The sequence below is a fragment of the Xanthomonas sp. SS genome (assembly GCF_014236835.1).
Taxonomy (GTDB): Bacteria; Pseudomonadota; Gammaproteobacteria; order Xanthomonadales; family Xanthomonadaceae; genus Xanthomonas_A.
Genome location: NZ_CP051190.1, coordinates 776,117 through 793,074, shown reverse-complemented (window position 1 = coordinate 793,074; position 16,958 = coordinate 776,117). Strand labels below are relative to the sequence as shown.

The 16,958-nt window shown below is 69.4% G+C and carries 18 protein-coding genes; 2 read left to right on the top strand and 16 right to left on the bottom strand.

All coding sequences use genetic code 11. From position 1 onward, the window contains the following. Positions 1 to 97 precede the first annotated feature (97 nt). From HEP74_RS03435 to HEP74_RS03420, 4 genes are all read right to left on the bottom strand, one after another. Positions 98 to 574: a GNAT family N-acetyltransferase gene (locus HEP74_RS03435; protein WP_185815196.1), complete on the bottom strand. Its 477-nt coding sequence runs from the start codon at positions 572 to 574 to the stop codon at positions 98 to 100. Positions 575 to 577: 3 nt separating this feature from the next. After that, positions 578 to 850 (bottom strand): type II toxin-antitoxin system TacA family antitoxin, encoded by a 273-nt coding sequence (locus HEP74_RS03430; protein ID WP_184412216.1) that lies wholly within the window; start codon positions 848 to 850, stop codon positions 578 to 580. Between the two features lie 215 nt (positions 851 to 1,065). Continuing rightward, positions 1,066 to 2,181, bottom strand: coding sequence for a CmpA/NrtA family ABC transporter substrate-binding protein (locus HEP74_RS03425; RefSeq protein ID WP_185815195.1), 1,116 nt, complete (start codon positions 2,179 to 2,181; stop codon positions 1,066 to 1,068). A 7-nt stretch (positions 2,182 to 2,188) separates the two neighbouring features. Beyond that, positions 2,189 to 2,761, bottom strand: a complete 573-nt coding sequence (locus tag HEP74_RS03420) for an ANTAR domain-containing response regulator (RefSeq protein WP_185816480.1) — start codon at positions 2,759 to 2,761, stop codon at positions 2,189 to 2,191. A gap of 92 nt (positions 2,762 to 2,853) precedes the next feature. On the opposite strand from HEP74_RS03420, the gene HEP74_RS03415 reads away from it, so the two are divergent. Then, entirely contained in the window at positions 2,854 to 3,840 is a 987-nt protein-coding gene (locus HEP74_RS03415) for a siroheme synthase domain-containing protein (protein WP_185815194.1), read from the top strand. 27 nt (positions 3,841 to 3,867) lie between these two features. On the opposite strand, the gene HEP74_RS03410 is transcribed toward HEP74_RS03415, so the two are convergent. The 7 genes from HEP74_RS03410 to HEP74_RS03380 form a co-directional block, all read right to left on the bottom strand. Next, positions 3,868 to 5,136 carry an MFS transporter gene (locus HEP74_RS03410; RefSeq protein WP_185815193.1) on the bottom strand — a complete coding sequence of 423 codons (1,269 nt, stop codon included), beginning with the start codon at positions 5,134 to 5,136 and terminating at the stop codon, positions 3,868 to 3,870. Positions 5,137 to 5,305: 169 nt separating this feature from the next. Further along, complete coding sequence (locus tag HEP74_RS03405) at positions 5,306 to 5,962, bottom strand: hypothetical protein (RefSeq protein WP_185815192.1); 657 nt, start codon at positions 5,960 to 5,962, stop codon at positions 5,306 to 5,308. Positions 5,963 to 6,057: 95 nt separating this feature from the next. Continuing rightward, positions 6,058 to 6,858 (bottom strand): hypothetical protein, encoded by an 801-nt coding sequence (locus HEP74_RS03400; protein ID WP_185815191.1) that lies wholly within the window; start codon positions 6,856 to 6,858, stop codon positions 6,058 to 6,060. Positions 6,859 to 7,455: 597 nt separating this feature from the next. Beyond that, complete coding sequence (locus HEP74_RS03395) at positions 7,456 to 8,796, bottom strand: sigma-54-dependent transcriptional regulator (RefSeq protein ID WP_185815190.1); 1,341 nt, start codon at positions 8,794 to 8,796, stop codon at positions 7,456 to 7,458. Then, positions 8,781 to 10,220 carry a sensor histidine kinase gene (locus HEP74_RS03390; protein WP_185815189.1) on the bottom strand — a complete coding sequence of 480 codons (1,440 nt, stop codon included), beginning with the start codon at positions 10,218 to 10,220 and terminating at the stop codon, positions 8,781 to 8,783. The genes HEP74_RS03395 and HEP74_RS03390 overlap by 16 nt, the downstream gene beginning before the upstream one ends. An 80-nt stretch (positions 10,221 to 10,300) precedes the next feature. Beyond that, a complete protein-coding gene (gene poxB, locus HEP74_RS03385) occupies positions 10,301 to 12,010 on the bottom strand; it encodes a ubiquinone-dependent pyruvate dehydrogenase (protein WP_185816479.1) in 1,710 nt (569 codons plus the stop codon). A gap of 128 nt (positions 12,011 to 12,138) precedes the next feature. Beyond that, entirely contained in the window at positions 12,139 to 12,564 is a 426-nt protein-coding gene (locus tag HEP74_RS03380) for a hypothetical protein (RefSeq protein ID WP_255427877.1), read from the bottom strand. A 251-nt stretch (positions 12,565 to 12,815) separates the two neighbouring features. Between HEP74_RS03380 and HEP74_RS03375 the strand changes: the two genes are divergently transcribed. Next, positions 12,816 to 13,052: a hypothetical protein gene (locus HEP74_RS03375; RefSeq protein WP_185815188.1), complete on the top strand. Its 237-nt coding sequence runs from the start codon at positions 12,816 to 12,818 to the stop codon at positions 13,050 to 13,052. 148 nt (positions 13,053 to 13,200) lie between these two features. Here the strand turns inward: HEP74_RS03375 and HEP74_RS03370 are convergent, their stop codons facing one another. From HEP74_RS03370 to HEP74_RS03350, 5 genes are all read right to left on the bottom strand, one after another. Continuing rightward, on the bottom strand, positions 13,201 to 13,656 hold the full coding sequence (locus tag HEP74_RS03370; protein ID WP_185815187.1) for a low affinity iron permease family protein: 456 nt from the start codon (positions 13,654 to 13,656) through the stop codon (positions 13,201 to 13,203). Positions 13,657 to 13,881: 225 nt separating this feature from the next. Next, entirely contained in the window at positions 13,882 to 14,184 is a 303-nt protein-coding gene (relB, locus tag HEP74_RS03365) for a type II toxin-antitoxin system RelB family anti-toxin transcriptional regulator (protein ID WP_185815186.1), read from the bottom strand. Between the two features lie 36 nt (positions 14,185 to 14,220). Next, the gene (locus tag HEP74_RS03360; RefSeq protein ID WP_255427876.1) at positions 14,221 to 14,550 is read right to left on the bottom strand and encodes a type II toxin-antitoxin system RelE/ParE family toxin; all 330 of its coding nucleotides are present in this window, start codon (positions 14,548 to 14,550) and stop codon (positions 14,221 to 14,223) included. A 175-nt stretch (positions 14,551 to 14,725) separates the two neighbouring features. Continuing rightward, the gene (locus HEP74_RS03355; RefSeq protein WP_185815185.1) at positions 14,726 to 15,856 is read right to left on the bottom strand and encodes a fatty acid desaturase family protein; all 1,131 of its coding nucleotides are present in this window, start codon (positions 15,854 to 15,856) and stop codon (positions 14,726 to 14,728) included. Positions 15,857 to 15,866: 10 nt separating this feature from the next. Further along, entirely contained in the window at positions 15,867 to 16,943 is a 1,077-nt protein-coding gene (locus tag HEP74_RS03350) for a ferredoxin reductase (RefSeq protein ID WP_185815184.1), read from the bottom strand. Positions 16,944 to 16,958: the final 15 nt, after the last annotated feature.

Sequence of the window (16,958 nt, the reverse complement as noted above, 5' to 3'; positions counted from 1 at the left end):
GCGTATGCGTTCAGTCGCGCTGCGAGGCGACGTCGGCTGCAGCGAGTGTCCCCACGCGATTCTTTTCCCATGCGCCCCCGCATAAGAGTCTCGCGCATCACCTAAGCGGCAACATCACCGTCATGTCGTGGATGGGAGAGGCAATGAAGCCGTGCTTGAGATAGAACGCCTTCGCTGCTTCATCGATGGCATGGCACAGCAGTGCACGGGCGCCCACCTGCTCGCAGACCTGCAGCGTTCGTTGTACGGCGTCCTTGAGCAATCCCTTGCCGATTCCCTGGCCTGCCCAGTCGACGTGCACGGCCAGACGCCCCAGCACGATGACTGGAACCGGATTTGGCATGTTGCGACGGATGCGGCCAGGCGCATCTTCATGCGCCACCACACCGGCCGCCAGTGCGTAGTAACCCACGACGCGCCGCTGTCCGTCGCAGACGACGAAGCACCTTGATGCGCCGGATAGCTGATTCTGGTGCGCTCGTTCCAGCAACCATCTTGTCAGTTCCGGCGCACTGCACTGGAAGTCGTCCAGCCGATGCCCATCGGTGAGCGGGCCGGGAGCAGTGAGCGACAAAACTCAGTGCTCCCAAGGCGCCGGTGTACTCAATAGGCGACGGATCGCTGCATTACTCTCCAGGGGCGCATCGAGTAGCGCATTGAAGCGCTGCAGCTGCTGCCGGCTCAGGGCGAATCGGGTCTGGTCGGCCAGCACCTCGCGCGCCTTCTCGCACACGGCGTCCAGGATGAACTCGGTGCGGTTCATGCCGCTGACTTCCACGGCGTGGTCGATCAGCGCCTGTTTGGCGGCAGGCGCCCGAAAGTTGATGACTTTGCTGGCGGCGGTGCTCATCGCAAGTTCTCCTCACTACTACCCATGCGTGCGGATAAAGGCGCTCTCATGCGATCGCCTCTGTATGCACAATGTACACACAGTGCGGAGATTACTCAACCTGGGCTCAGCCTCCGCGCCACCCTCCATCGCATCAGCTAATTGATTTCAATGAATATCACTCATGGGCCTATGCTGAGAGTGCCGAGACTGCATCGCTCCGGCCCGCGCAGGCACTAATCAGGCGCAAGTCCAGCCCGCCAATCCGGCAACCCATCCTCACGCTCATCACGCGCCGGCACCGCAATCCCCAACTGCGCAGCGGCCGCACGATACGTCTCCAACCGGTGCACCCGCGCCACGATCTGCGCATCGTGCGCCGCATCTTTCTCAGCCCCCGCCTCGCTCGCCGGCAACCACCCCCAACGCCGGAACTGCTGCAGGAACCAGCGTCCATCCGACAACCACGGCATGTTCGTCAGGCCACCCCCATGGAAGCGCAGACCCTGCGGATCTGCACCGTCATCGGCGTCGCTGCCCGGCAACAAGCACGCTGCGATGCGCTCGGCCGGCAAGCCGATCACGTCCGGATCGGCCAGCCACGCTACTGCCTCGCGGCGGTGCGCGGCATCGTCGAGCCAGCGGCAGGCGTCCAGCAGCGTGGCGGTCAGCGCAGTCGCCAACTCTGGCTGCAATGCGGCGAAGGCGCGGCGGCAGGCCAGCACTTTCTCCGGATGGCCGGGCCATAGTTCGCCGCTGCGGATCGCGCGCCGGCCCACGCCCATCGCTTCGGCCTGCGCCGCCCACGGTTCGCCGGCGCAGTAGCCGTCCAGTTCGCCGCGTGCCAGCGCATCGGGCATCTGCGGCGGCGGCAGGGTCACCGCCTGGATGTCGCCGATCGGATCCACGCCCTGCGCCGCCAGCCAGTAGTACAGCCACATCGCGTGGGTGCCGGTGGGGAAGGTCTGCGCGAACACCGGTGGGCGGCCGAGCGCAGCCAGTGCGCTGCGCAGCGGCGTGCCTTGCGCCAGCGCGTCGGCCAGCGCCGGCGCCAAGGTGATCGCCTGGCCGTTCTGGTTGAGCGTGAGCAGGATCGCCATGTCCGCCTGCGGCCCGCCGATTCCGCATTCCACGCCGTAGACCAGGCCGGCCAACGCATGCGCCGCGTCCAGTTCGCCGGACAGCAGCTTGTCGCGCACCGCCGCCCACGAGGCCTGCCGCTGCAGGTCCAGGCGCAGGCCGTGGCGACGGTCCAGGCCCAGACGCACCGCGGCGATCAGCGGCGCGCAGTCGATCAGCGGCAGGTAGCCCAGACGCAGGGTGCGCGGTTCGGGGTGCAGTGGTGCGCTCATCGCTTCCTCATCCCAGCAAGTCGGCCATCGCGAGGATGCGCTGGGCGACCTCGGCCAGCTTCAGTCCCTGCTTCATCGCCTGCTGCCGCAACGCGGCATAGGCCTCGTTCTCGCTCATGCCGCGCTTGTCCATCAGCAGGCGCTTGGCGCGGTCGATCTGTTCGCGGTCGCGCAGCTTGCCCTGCACTTCGTCCAGTTGCCGGCGCATGTCCGCTTCCTGCTCGAAGCGCGCCAGCGCCACCTGCACGATCGGCGCCAGCCGCGCCGGCGCAAGGCCGTCGACCACGTAGGTGGTGACGCCGGCGCTCACCGCGGCGCGGATCAGTTGGTCGTCGCCGTCGGCGGAGAACATCACCACCGGACGCGGCGCCTGGCGGTGGATCAGCGCCAGTTGCTCGAGGGTATCGCGCGAGGGCGAATCGACGTCGATGATGACCACGTCCGGCTGCTGGGTGGACACCGCCTTGAGCAGCGCCGGCGCCGCCGCCACTTCGTCCAACACCTCGTAGCCGGCGTCGAGCAGCGCCTGGCGCAGCTGCCCGATCGGCTTTTCGGTATCGTTGACCAGCAGGACGCGCAGCATTCGGGCCTGGCTAACGGAAGTTGGCTGAGCCGCATGGTGCCATGCAACACGCGTCCGCCGCGAGCCGTCCCCACCCCGCAGGAGTCCGCATGCCGCTGTATCCCTTGTTCGCCGATCTGGGTGGGCGCCGCGTGCTGGTAGTCGGCGGCGGCGAGGTGGCGATGCGCAAGATCGAGGCGCTGCTGCACGCCGGCGCGCAGGTGCTGGTGTACGCGCACGCGCTCAACGCCACGGTGGCGCAGTGGCTGGCGCAGGGCCGGCTGCAGCGGGTCGATGGTCAGTTCGATGCGCAATGGCTGGACGACGCCTGGCTGGTGGTCGCGGCCACCGACGACAACGTCTTCAACCGCGAACTCGCCGCGCAGGCCGGGCAGCGCCGCAAGCTGGTCAACGTGGTCGACGACGCCGAACTGTCCACGTTCCAGGTGCCGGCGATCATCGACCGCGACCCGCTGCTGGTGGCGATCTCCTCCAGCGGCGCGGCGCCGATGCTGGCGCGGCGCCTGCGCGAGCGCTGGGAAACCGAACTGGACCATTCCTACGCGCAGCTGGCGCAGTTGTTCGCGCGCCACCGCGAGGCGATCCGCGCGCGCCTGCCGCAGCTGGCGCAGCGTCGGCGCTGGTTCGAGCAGGTGCTGGAAGGCCCGGTGCAGGTGCTGCTGCAGAGCGGGCAGACGCAGGCCGCCGAGCAGGCGTTCCACGACGCCCTGCAGCGCAGCGAGCAGGACGTGCCGCGCCGCGGCAGCGTATGGCTGGTCGGCACCGGCAACGGCGATCCCGGCGCGCTGACGCTCAAAGCGCTGCGCGCGTTGAACCAGGCCGATCTGTTGCTGTGCGATCCGGCGGTGGAGGCAGCGGTATTGAGCCTGGCGCGGCGCGACGCGACGCGGCAACCGCTGCCATCCGATCCCGACGCGCATCTGGCGTTGCTGATCGAGCAGGTGCAGGCCGGGCAGCGCGTGGTCAGCCTGAAACCCGGCGACGCATTCCGGCAGCCGCCGCATGCGCAGCTGGCCGCACAACTGGCCGCTGCCGGCATCGCCTGCGATGTGGTCGCGGGCGTGGCATTGGACTGATCAGCGCAGCGCGGTCGCGGCAGCGAATCAAGCCGGCGCTGGCGCCACCGCGACCTCCGCCGTCGGCACCCCGGCCACCTGCAGCAACTGCTTGCGAAAACCCACCCACAGCGCCAGCGACAGCAGCGAGATGCCGCCGAGCAGCAGGAACGCGGTGCGGTAGCCGAAGTCCTGCGCGATCCAGCCGCCCAGCGCCGGACTCAGCGCCGCGCCGATGCCCTGCACCGTCATCACCGCGCCCTGCCCGACATTGACCCGGCCGGTGCCCTGCAGCAGCCGCGCCACCAGCGCCGGCACCACCACGCTCTGCAGGCCGGCACCGACGCCGTCGAGGATCTGCACCGGGAATACGCCCCAGGCATGGATCAGGCTGGCCGCGATCAGGCCGCGCAACGGCAGCGCCAGGAAGGTCAGCAGCATCACCCACCAATGCCCGCGCACGCGGATCAGGCGCATCGCCAGCAGCGACGCCACCACCATCGTCGCCTGCGCGACGATGATCGTGGTCGCGGTCAGCGCACTGGGATCGCCCTGGTGCGCGGCGACCACGGCCATGCCGTACAGCGGCAGCATCGCCGCATTTCCAAGGTGGAACAGCGCCAACGCCAAGGCCAGCACCAGCAGCGGCTTGCAGGTCAGCAGCACCGACCAGCCGCTGGCATGCGCGGCACCGTGCGCGCCGGCGTCGGCCAAGCCGCGCGCGGCGCGATGGTCGATCGCATCGCGCGGGATCAGCAGCACCGAGGCGATCGCCAGCACCCCGAAACAGCCGGTCAGCGCGAACACCGCGCCGAAGCCGAACTTCCAACCGAGCAGGCCGGCCAGCGCCGCCGCGACCACGTTGCCGGCATGGCTGCCGACCTGGTTGCGCGCGATCTGGTGATCGAAACCGGCCTGCCGCACCAGTCCCAGGGTGATGCCCGACAGCGCCGGACCCAGCGCCGCGGCGGCGAGCGCAGTCATCACCTGCGCGGTCACCACGCCGGCGAAGCTCGGCGACCACCACAGCAGCGCCGAGGCCAGCAGGATCAAGGTGCAGCCGACCACCACGATGCTGCGCTTGCGCCGGGTCGCATCGACCAGCGCGCCGCCCGGCGTGGTCGCGAGCATGCCGGCGATGCCGCCGATGCTCATCACCGAGCCGATCGCCGCCAGCGACCAGCCCTTGGATTGCAGGAACACGCTCAGGAACGGACCGAGCCCGTCCTGCACGTCGGCCAGAGTGAAGTTCAGCGCTTCCAGCGCACGCGTGCCGCGCGGGCGGGCGCCAGGCGCGGCGGCCGACCGCGCGCTCATCGCCGCACCGCCGCGCGGGCGGAAGCAAGCGGGAAACCGTAGCGAGGCGCACAGCGAATAAGCGACATGGCGAAGTCCTGAAAGCGCCGCCGCGGACACCGCGACGGACGCGAAACGATACGCGACGCAGGGGCCGCCGCGTCACCGCGACCGCCCCGCCCTGCCCGGTTCAGTGCTTGGGTTTGGGCTTCGGCTTGGGCTTGTCGGCGTCGTGCGGTTTGGGCGGATGCGGCTTGGGCGCGATCGGCTGCAACGCCGACGCTTTCGCGCCCAAGGCCTGCGCGTGGATCACCGTGCCGTACGGCGAGGCCAGCGCGTGGCCTTCCACCGCCAGCGGCTTGCCCACCGCCAACCACTTGGCCAAGGGCGCGGCGGCGTGCGGCGGAAAGCGCACGGTGCTGTCGTCTTCGAGCAGCGCGCCGTGCACCTGCCCGTGCGGACCGTGCAACAGCCGCGCGACCACACCGCTGTGCTGGGTCTTGGCGGGCTTTGCGGGCTTCTCGGGTTTTGCGGCTTTCTCCGGCTTCTTGCCAGGCTTGTGCTCGGCGTGCGGCCCATGCGGCCCGCGATCGGCGATGCGCTTGCCGCCGTCCGGGTCGATCGCCAGCGCGACCAGCATGTCCACGCCGTAGGGCTTGAGTCCGCGCACGCCGAGCGCGATGCCCGGCTTGAGCGTTTTCAGCAACTGCGCCGACAGGTGCGGCGCGGTATGCACCTCGGTGCCGTCGTCGAGCAGCAGGCCATCGACCTCGGCCTTGGGGTTGAGCAGGAAGCGGGCGAGCGTGCCGCGGGTTTCCGGCAGGTAATCGGGATCGACCCAATGCATAGCGTTACTCCAATGAAAGTGGGGAACCGGCGTCGCGCCGGTAGCGGCGCCCGCCGCGGCAAGCAGCGGGCGCCGGGGTCACACGGGCAGGCGGATCAGCGCGGCGCGGGCGGCGGCACCGGCGGTGCGGCAGGCGCAGCGGGACCGCCCGGCGGCGGCGGTGCAGCCGGCGGGACCGGCGGTGCGGGCGGCGCGAACAGGGTGCGCTGCGAGGCGCGGTCGCGGCCGAGCTGGGTCGCCTCGAGCGAGCGGCCGGCCGCGGTGGCCACGCCGAAACCGCTGACGCTCAGCGGCGCGCCGACACGCAACAGCGTGCCGTACTGCACGGCCACATGCGGCGGCATCCGCACCACGGTGCCGTCGCTGAGCAGCACCCCGGCGGTGTCGCCACCCGGGCCGTAGACCAGGCGTTCGATGCGGCCTTCGGCCTGCATCGGATTCAACGCCGGCGGGGTCGGCGGCGCGGGCGGGCCGGCCAGCGGGTTCGGCGGGCGGTCCACCACCTGCTTGCCGCTGCGCCGCGCGCTGATCGCGCTGGCCTGCAGCAGCGGCAGCGTGCCCAGGCGATAACCCTGCACGGTGACCGCATCGCCGCGGCGCACCGCGGCCTGCAGTTCGGCCGACAGGTGCGGCGGGAAGCCGACCTGGGTGCCGTCGCGCAGCCACAGCCCATCGACGTCGCCGTTGGGATTGAGCATGAAGCGGTCGACCGTGCCTTCGACGCTGACCGGCGCGGCGGCGATCGGCGCGGGCGGCGCAGGAGGTGCCGGCGGCGCGGGCGGCGGCGCGATGCCGGCCGCAGCGGCGGCAAGCGGTGCGGGGGGAGCCGGCACCTGCGCGGCGGCAGTGGCGGTGGCGATGGCCAGCGAAAAAGCGAGTGCGCTACGACGGATCATCGGAAGTTCTCCAGGGCGGCGAGGGAGCCGCCTGTAGGGATGTCATCGCAGTATCCGTGCCAAGTTCCAAAATCATTGATTTTGAAAGGAACAGCACTTGCGAGTGGCCATGGTGGGTGTCTGCGCTTCATCCACTGTCGTCCGCTTTGCGGACAGCTGCGGGGTCGGCGATGGGGCGCCTGGCGTTGCTGTGTCGTTCGTTTGCCGATCGCGGCTTCAGTGGCGACGCGCTTGTGTGCTCGGCCGTTTGGCTTGGTAGGCGTACGGGTAGTGCCTGTCGCGGCTGAAGCCGCTCCTACAGGGAGGTGTGGCGAGGCAACCGGGTGCACTGTGGGAGGGACTTCAGTCCGACGCGTTGCGCCACCAGAAAGCGCGCCGCTTCGCTCGTCGCGGCTGAAGCCGCTCCTACAAAAAGCGTTGCTGGGTGCGAGTGGTTCATCTGGGCGGGCATCCATTCGTTGGCGGGCCGCGCTGTGTCTGGCGGTGCTTGGGTGCACTGGCGTCGCGTCGGCGTGCGAGTGCGGAGGCGTATCTTCATTGCGATTGGTTGCCCCGCATTTGCGCAAGCGCGGCGCGACTTGGCCGGTGCGACACGCCCTAGCCCAGCCCGTAATCGTCCAGCTTGCGATACAGCAGTTGGCGGTGGATACCGAGCCGGCGCGCGGCCTCTGCGCGATTGCCCTGCGCTTGCGTCAGTGCCGCCTGGATCATCTGTTTCTCCAGTTGCGCGATCGCGTCGGGCAGGGTCAGCGCCGGCGTCTCGGCGGATGCCGCTGCGGCATCGCCGGCCAACACTTCGTCCAGGTCCTGCGCCTCGATCGTCGGCGTGCGCACCAGCACCTGGCAACGCTGCATCGCATTGCGCAGCTCGCGCACGTTGCCTGGCCACGGATAGGCACGCAGCCGCGCCTGCGCCGCCGCCGACAACGCGCGTGGCGCGCCGGCGCCATCCTTGAGAAAATGCTGGGCCAGCAGCGCGATGTCGTCGCCGCGCTCGCGCAGCGGCGGCAATTCGATCGGCACCACGTTGAGCCGGTAGCGCAGGTCGCTGCGGAAACGGCCGTCGGCGACCAGTTGCGCCAACTCGCGATGGGTGGCGGCGATCACCCGCACGTCCACCTTCTGCGCGCCGCGCCCGCCCAGCGGCGAAACCTCGCCCTCCTGCAGGAAGCGCAGCAGCTTGGCCTGCATCGGCAGCGGCATGTCGCCGATCTCGTCTAGGAACAGGCTGCCGCCGTCGGCTTCGCGGATCAGCCCAGCGCGATCGGCAGTGGCGCCGGAGAATGCGCCCTTGCGGTAGCCGAACAATTCGCTTTCGATCAGCTCGGCCGGGATCGCCGCGCAGTTGACCGCGACGAACGCCGCGCCCGCACGGGCGCTGGCGCGATGCAGCGCGCGCGCCACCAATTCCTTGCCGGTGCCGGTCTCGCCGCTGACCAGTACCGGCAGGTCCGAGGCCGCGGCCAAGCCGATGCGCTTGTGCACGGTGCGCATCGCCGCACTGTGGCCGAGCAGCGCGCCGGCTTCCTCGGCCGGCGCCTGCGGCACTGCCGCACTGCCGTCGTCGCCGGCATGCGCCTGCAGCGCGCGCTCCACCACCGCGACGATATCGGCGCGGCCCACCGGCTTGACCAGGTGATCGAACGCACCGAGCTTCATCGCCTCGATGGTATTGCTGCTGGAGGCGTAGGCGGTGAGCATCACCAGCGGCACTGCGGCGGCCTGCGCATCGTCCTGGCGCGCGCGCATCAGCGCGATGCCATCCATGCCGGGCATGCGGAAATCGACGAAGGCCAGGTCGATGCCGCCTGCGCGCAACCGCGCCAGTCCCGCCTGCCCATCGGCGGCGGCGATCACCTCGTGGCCGAACGAGCGCAGCGTGGCCTGCAGCGTGCTCAGGAAGGCGGTGTCGTCGTCGACGATCAGGATGCGCGCCATGGCAATTCCAGGATGAAGGAGGTGATGCCGTCGTGGTGGACGTAGCGCACCTCGCCACCGTGTGCGCGCGCGATCTCGCGCACCAGCGCCAGGCCCAGGCCGTTGCCGTCGCTGCGGCCGCTGGCGAAGGGTTCGAACAGGTGCGCGGCCACCGGCGCGGGCACCGGAGGGCCTTGATTGGCCACGGTCAGCCGCAGCAGGTCGGCGTCGGCTGCGACCGTAAGCGTCACCGCGGTGCCGGGCATGGCGTGCTGCAGCGCGTTGCGCAGCAGATTGTGCAAGGCCCGCGCCGCCTGCTGCGAATCCAGCGTCCACTCGCTCGGCGCCTGCGCCAGTTGCAGGGCGATCGGCGGCGCCAGCGGATCCCAGTCGGCCGGATCGAGCAGGTCCTGCAACCACGGCTGCAACGCCACCGTCTCGCGCTGCAGGCGGATCGGCTGGACCATGCCCAGCAGGCTTTCGACCACGCCATCCAGGCGCTGGATCTGCGCCAGCATCAGCTGCGCCTGCGCTTCGTCGAAACCGCCTTCGCCGGCGGCGATCTGGTTTTCCAGGGCCAGGCGCAAGGTCGCGATCGGGTTGCGGATCTCGTGGGCCACGGTCGCGGTCATGCGCCCAAGCGCGGCCAGCCGTTCGTGACGCGACAGTTCCTCGCCGAGCCGGCGCGCCTCGGCCAGGGCGTGCACGCTGCGTTGCGCATAGTCGGTGACCGCCGCGCCGAGGCGATCCAGTTCCGGCGCGCCGGTCGCCGGAATCGTCGGCACCTCCGCCGGCGTCGCCAGGGCCTGCTGGATGCCGTGCAAGCGCTGGCTCCAACGCCGCACCACCCAGCCCAGCGCCACCGCCGACACCACCACCAGCGCCAGGATCAGCGCCACGCCCACTGCCAGCGGGCGACTGGCCGAGGCCTCGCCGGTGGCGGCGACCCGGGCCATCGTCCACGCCGCGCTGCTGCGATCCAGCGGGCAGGCCGCGATCAACAGCGTCTCGCGCTGACCATCGCGGCGGTAATGCACCGCCTGCTGGTTGGCGACGCCGCGTTGCGCGGTGGCGACGATGGCACTGCGTTCGGCGGTCGGCACATCGGTCTTGTGGTCGCTGCCGTCGTAGGTGGGATAGGCATAGGCGACGAAGCCGCGCTGCCGCTCCCACACTCCGCCCTCCACGCCCGCGGCGTCGGCCAGCACCAGTTGCAGCACCACCGCGGCCAGGCCGGCGCCGTCGCTGCCGCGCGCGGCGGCGCTGGCGCCGTTGTAGCGCTGCACGATGCGCGCGCATTCCCCCTGCAGCCGCGCCTGCGCCTCGCCGACGCGCACGCCCTCGCTATGCCGGTACAGGCCGAACAGCACCACCGCCATGCCCACGCACGCGGCGAGGATGACGATCCAGATCAGCAGCAGTTGCCGCAACAGCGAACGGGGCATGGTCCACCGGGGACGCGAAAGATGAAAATGTAGCAGCGCGCCGCGCCGCAACGGCGGTGCGCGCTGTTGCCGTTCATCGCTCAGCGCAGGTTGGTCTTGACCAGTTCGATCACCTCGTCGCCGCGCCCGCTCATCACCGCGCGCAGCAGGTACAGGCCCATGCCCTTGGCCTGCTCCAGCTTGATCGCCGGCGGAATCACCAGTTCCTGGGTGGCCACGCGCACATCCACCAGCACCGGCCCCGGATGCGCGAAGGCCTGGCGCAGCGCCGGCTCCAGTTGCTCCGATTCGTCCACGCGCAGGCCGAGGATGCCCATCGCATTGCTCATCGCCGCGAAGTCCGGGTTGCTCAGGTCGGTGCCGGTGTCCAGATAGCCGGCCGACTTCATTTCCATCGCCACGAAGCCGAGCGAGGCGTTGTTATAGACCACCACCTTCACCGGCAGGCCCAACTGCGCCAGGGAAATGAAGTCGCCCATCAGCATGGTGAAGCCGCCGTCGCCGGACAGCGAGATCACCTGCCGCCGCGGGAACTGCGCCTGCGCGCCCAGCGCCTGCGGCATCGCATTGGCCATCGAGCCGTGGTTGAACGAACCGAGCAGGCGGCGCTTGCCGTTCATGGTGAGGTAGCGCGCCGCCCACACCGTAGGCGTGCCGACATCGCAGCTGAAGATCGCATCCTCGTCGGCCAGCGCATCGATCATCCGGGTCACGAACTGCGGGTGCAGCGGCTCGCCGGGCGCGGCCGCCACCGCCAGTTCGTCGAGGCCTTCGCGCGCCTTGCGGTAGTGCGCCAGCGACTTGTCCAGGAAGCCGCGCTGCTCGCGCCGCTGCAGCTTCGGCAGCAATGCGGCGATGGTCTCGCGCACGTCGGCGGCGATGCCCAGCTGCAGCGGCGTGCGCCGGCCCAGCGCGGCAGGGTCGCGATCGACCTGCACGATGGCCGCGTCCTTCGGATAGAACTGGCGGTACGGGAAATCGGTACCGAGCATCAGCAGCGCGTCGCAGTTGAGCATGGCCTGGTAGCCGGAACTGAAACCGATCAGGCCGGTCATGCCGACGTCGAACGGGTTGTCCCATTCCACGTGTTCCTTGCCGCGCAGCGCGTGCACGATCGGCGCGCCGAGCAGGTCGGCCAGCGCCACCAGTTCGTCGTGCGCGCCGGCGCAGCCGCTGCCGCACAGCAGCGTGGTGGCCTCGCTCGCCTGCAGCAGCTCAGCCAGGCGCTCCACGTCGGCGTCGGCCGGCAGGATCCGCGGCGGCGTCAGCGCCGGCCAGGCGGTCGGCGTGCCCTTGGGTAGTTCCTGCAACGCCACGTCGCCGGGAATCACCACCACCGCCACGCCCTGTTTCAGGATCGCGGTGCGCATCGCCCGGTGCAGCACCTCCGGCATCTGCGCCGGATTGGTGACCAGTTCGACGTAGTGGCTGCACTCGCGGAACAGTTCCTGCGGATGGGTTTCCTGGAAGTAGCCCAGGCCGATCTCGGAAGAAGGGATATGCGCGGCGATCGCCAGCACCGGCTGGTGGCTGCGGTGGCAGTCGAACAGGCCGTTGATCAGGTGCAGGTTGCCCGGCCCGCAGCTGCCGGCACAGACCGCGAGCTTGTCGGTCAGCGCGGCCTCGGCGCCGGCGGCGAACGCGGCCACTTCCTCGTGGCGCACGTGCATCCACTCGATGCTGTCCATCTGCCGCAGCGCATCGGTCAGCCCGTTGAGGCTGTCGCCGGTGACGCCCCAGATGCGTTCGACCCCCGCACTGTGCAAGGTCTCGGCGAGCAGACGGGCAATGGTCGGCTTGGACATGAGCGGCTCCGCAAAAGGAAGCGCTGATGCTGGCACGCGATCCGTTACACGGGCGTGCTGCCGCAATGCCCGATTGCCGTTGCAGACCGGCTCCGGACCGGCCGCGGCGGCACTCAGTCCGTGCCGCGATCTGCGGCGCGCTCGTCGCGGCCGCCATCCTCGCCGCTGGCATCCTCGTGGTAGCCGCCGGTCGCGGCCTTGCCGTGCGCGCCGCCGGCGTGTTCGCCGGTGGCGGCATAGGTGCCGGCCTGGCCGAAGTTGGGCTGGGTCCGGCCGCTGCGGTCGGCGCCCGGATCGTCGGCAGCGTTCTCCGGCAAACCCGACGCATCCTGCCGCGGCGTGGTCCGCGACGGCACGTCGCGTCCGCGTCCGCGAGGCACGCCCGTGTCCTGCGCAACATCCGCGGTATCGCCGCGGTAACCCGCCTGGCGGACGTCGTGATCGCCCAGCGGAACGGAAGGTCGGTGGGAATCGTGATTGCGCATGAAAGTCTCCTCGATGATCGCTCGATGATCGGATGCCGTGCCGTGCCGCGACACGGCGTGCGATGCAGCCTAGGCAGGCGTGCGTTAGCGCGGTTACAAGGGGCGATGAAGGCGACGCGAGCGGCGCGTCGTCGGTGTCTGCGGGGCCAAGCGCATGCGGGATCGGTGCCTCTTGCATACAGACCAGCTAGCGCATCGCCTGCTTCGACAGCGTAGATCGGGTGCACGCTGCGCTCGCCTGGCATCCACGCAACGCTAACCGGCGGTTGCCGACGATCCACGTTCCTATCGCACGGGAGCCGAACATGAGCGGATTACTCTGGAAGTTGGCGGTCGCCGGAACCGCGGTCGCGGTCGTCAGGGCCTATCGCCGCCACGCAACGCAGCAGCAGCGCACGGCAGTGTTTTCGCAGGATCGTGCCTTCCGCGCCGAACCAGACTATGGCGCGTTCACGCCGCCGCACGGCGACGTGGTGTCGGCCACCGACGTGCCGCGCGGCGAGAACGTAGCCGGGTTGCGCACCGGGCCGGCAATCACCTGAGGCGTGGGGCTGCCTCGTCTTTAGCGGAGCCCCGTCTGTTCCGCGCTGGCCCGCGCACTGCGGGCCGCGCCTAATGCGCGTGCCTCACCTGCCAGTGGCCGCGGCCACTGCGTCGCCGGTCATGCGCCGAAGGCGACCGGCGGTTGCGTCAGTGGCGCTCGTCGTCGCCACCGCCGATCTCGGGCGCGTCGTCCTGGGCATCCTGGCCGTCGCGCTGCGCACTGCGCGCGCGCAGCGTTTCGCCAGCCTTGCTCGCCAGTGCTTCGTACTGCTTGCGGATCTGCTCCAGCCGCTTCTCGTCCATTTCCTCGAGATCGAGCAACTCGTCGTTGGCCTTGGCGGTCACCCGGATCAGTTCGTCGAGCTTGATCTGCATCGCCGCGGTATCCGCGTTCTGGGTGTGCTGGATCAGGAACACCATCAGGAAGGTGATGATGGTGGTGCCGGTGTTGATCACCAGCTGCCAGGTATCGTTGAAGCCGAACACCGGACCGCTGGCGCCCCACAGCACCACGATGCCGAGCGCAATGCAGAACGTCCACGGCGTGCCGGCCGCGTACGACGCCTTCTTGGCGACGGCATTGAACAGGTTTGCAGCTTTCATCGCACACCTCGCGCAGTCGAATGGACCGGCGCACCAGGCGTGATGCGCGGGCAGCGCGGATGATCGGCTGCGCCGCGTGAGCGATGCGTGGAAAGTCAGGCACAAAAACCAGCGGGTTCTCGCGCCAGTCCGTGTGCATGTCCGCCGCCGCGCTTGGCCGTGCGCCAACGCTTAGCCACCTGCACCGCCCCGCTGCAGCACTGCGCCGGAAACGCATCGCGCGCGTTACAGGATTGCCTGAAGCCCCTTGTCGGCGATCACGTTGAGCAGCTTGAGCGCTGGCCCGGCAGGACGGGTTTCGCCCTGCTCCCACTTGCGCACCGTCGATACCGTGGTATGTAGGTGATGCGCGAATACTGGCTGGCTGAACTTCAGGGCTTCGCGTAGACGCTTGATGTCGGCCGCGCCGAACTCTCGCACCGGCGGCGGACAGATCGCGTCGAATTCGCGCATCGTCACCTTGCCGATCGCTCCCACTTCGTGAAGCTTGCCCAGATCACCACGCAGCGATTCAATGATTTTGCTCACACCGCACCTCCACTAATACGCCCGACTGCAAGGCTTTCAGCAAGGCTTCCCCGGACAGTTCCAGAAACACCTTGCCGGCGAATTGCAGCGCTTTCTTCTCTCCTGCGCGATGTTCGCCTTGCCGCTCTTGGGGAACCCATGCAGGAACACGTAGCGGCTGCCGATGCGAGCGGCCAACAACGTGCGGTAGCCACCGCTCTTGCCGCCTCCAGGACGGGCCACCCGCTTCTTGTAGAGCTGGCCGCCCAAATCCACGTCGATCAGTCCGGCTTCCATTTCCTGGACCGCTTTGCACAGAACGGTGTCGGACAGCTTTTCGCCGGCCTGCCACCGCGCAAAATCCTTTCGCTTGAACGTGCGGGTCATCCTTGCCTCCAAAACATACCCGAAACGGGTACATATTTCCATATCCTGGCAGCGCCTGCACCCCGCCATTTCCTCCCGTCTGCACAAGACTACGGCCGCGAGGCCAAAGGAGTCGGCATAAAAAAAGCAGGCCAGACTGGCCTGCTTCGTTGGCATCACGGGTTGTCCGGCGCGATCAACCCGTCTGCTGCATCGCCTCGTGCTGGCGTACCTGGCGCACCGGCCGCGGCCGGCTCGGGAAGGCGTGGCGCACGATCCGCCACATCACCTGGCCGAACTGGCGCGGCAGCGAGCCGGTGTTGTAGTGCTGGCCGTAGCGCGCGCAGATCGCCTTCACGTCCACCGCCAGCGCCGCGTAGCGGTTGGCCGGGATGTCCGGGTAGAAGTGGTGCTCGATCTGGTGGCTCAGGTTGCCCGACAGCACGTTCAACAGCTTGCCGCCAGCCAGGTTGGAAGAACCGCGCAGCTGGCGCAGGTACCAGTGGCCGCGCGACTCGCCCTTGATCGACTCCTTCGGGAACGTCTCCGCATCGGCGGTGAAGTGGCCGCAGAAGATGATCACGAAGGTCCAGATGCTGCGCAGCACGTTGGCGGCGAGGTTGCCCAGCAGCACGGTCAGGAAGAACGGGCCGGCCAGCGCCGGAAAGATCACGTAGTCCTTGAGGATCTGCCGGCCCATCTTGCGGCCGACCGGCAGGAAGGTGCGGCGCAGCTCGCCGCGCTTCATCTTGCCGGCGAACCAGCGGCCCAGGCGCAGGTCCTGGATCGCCACACCCCATTCGAACAGCAGCGCGAACACCACCGCGATGAACGGCTGTGCGAGATAGAACGGACGCCAGCGCTGCTCGGGGAAGATGCGCAGCAGGCCGTAGCCGATGTCGTCGTCCATGCCGCGCACGTTGGTGTAGGTGTGGTGCTTGAAGTTGTGCGTCTTGCGCCAGTTGTCGCCGGTGGCGACGATGTCCCACTCGTAGGTGTTGCCGTTGAGCTGCGCATCGCCCATCCAGTCGTACTGGCCGTGCATGACGTTGTGGCCCAGCTCCATGTTCTCCAGGATCTTGGACAGGGTCAGCAGCGCCACGCCGGCGATCCACGCCGGCCACAGCACGCTGTGCACGAACGCGCCCAGGAACAGCAGCGCGCGCCCGGCCAGGCCGGTGTAGCGCACCGCGGCGACGATGCGGCGGATGTAGCGCGCGTCGGCCTCGCCCAGGGTGGCGACGGTGCGCACGCGCAGCGCGTCGAGTTCGTCGCCGAAGGCCTGCAGTTCGGCCGGGGTCAGTGCGCGGTTGCGGGGAGCAGCCATGGGGATTCCTTCAAAGGTCCAGGATCAGGTCGCTGCTGGCGCTGTTGATGCACAGCTTCAGCATCGAACCCGGTTCGGTGGCATGCGCGCCGGTGAGCAGGTCGCGGGTCGCGCCGGATTGCTTGCCGCAGGCGCAGCTGTTGCAGATGCCCATGCGGCAGCCGTGCTTCGGGCGCAGGCCTTCGGCTTCCAGCGCGGTGAGCAGCGATTGCCCGCGCGGCAGCTGCAGCACGCGGCCGCTGCGCGCCAGCGTCACCGCGACCGTGCCGTGCTCGGCATCGGCCAGCTGCGGCGTGCTGAACGCCTCGGCCTGGAAACGGGCGACGCTACCTTCCAGCCGCGTACGCGCGGCCTGCACGAAACCGCCGGGGCCGCAGGCCAGCACCTGCGCCTGTTCCAGTCCGGCCAGGTGCGCCAGCGGCAGCGTGTCCACGCGCGGCGCCGGTGCCGCGCCTTCACCGGTGACCGCCAATTGCAGGCGGAAACGCGGGTGCGCGGCGGCCAGCGCCTGCAGTTCGTCGACAAAGCACAGTTGGTCGCTGCGCCGCGCCCAATAGATCAGGTCCACATCGGCGGGCATGCCGGCCGCGGCCAGTTGCCGCAGCAGCGCGCGCATCGGGGTGATGCCGCTGCCGGCGGCCAGCAGCAGCCAGCGTCCCTGCGGCGCGGCGGGCAGCACCATGTCGCCGAACGCCTGGCCCAGTTCGAAGACTTCGCCGATGCGCGCCGTATCGGCCAGGTACTGGCTGACGCGGCCGCCGTCGATCGCTTTGACCGTGATCGCCAGGCGCCCGCCCGGCAGCGGCGTGGGGCTGTAGCTGCGGGTCAAGCGGCGCCCGTCGATCTCCACGCCCAGCTGCACGTGCTGGCCGGCGCGCAGTCCGCGCCAGTGGCGGTTGGCCTTGAGGATCAGGGTCACCGCGTCGCTGCTGGCGCGTTCGCGCTGCAGCAGCCGCGCGCGCGGACGCTGCCAGGTCCACAGCGGATGGATCCGCGTGGACCAGAAATCGAACACCTCCGGCTGCACCCAGGCGCGCAGGGCGCGGGTGGCGGAGCGGGTGGAGGCAGGACGGCGGGCAGCGTTCATGGCGACCACTATACA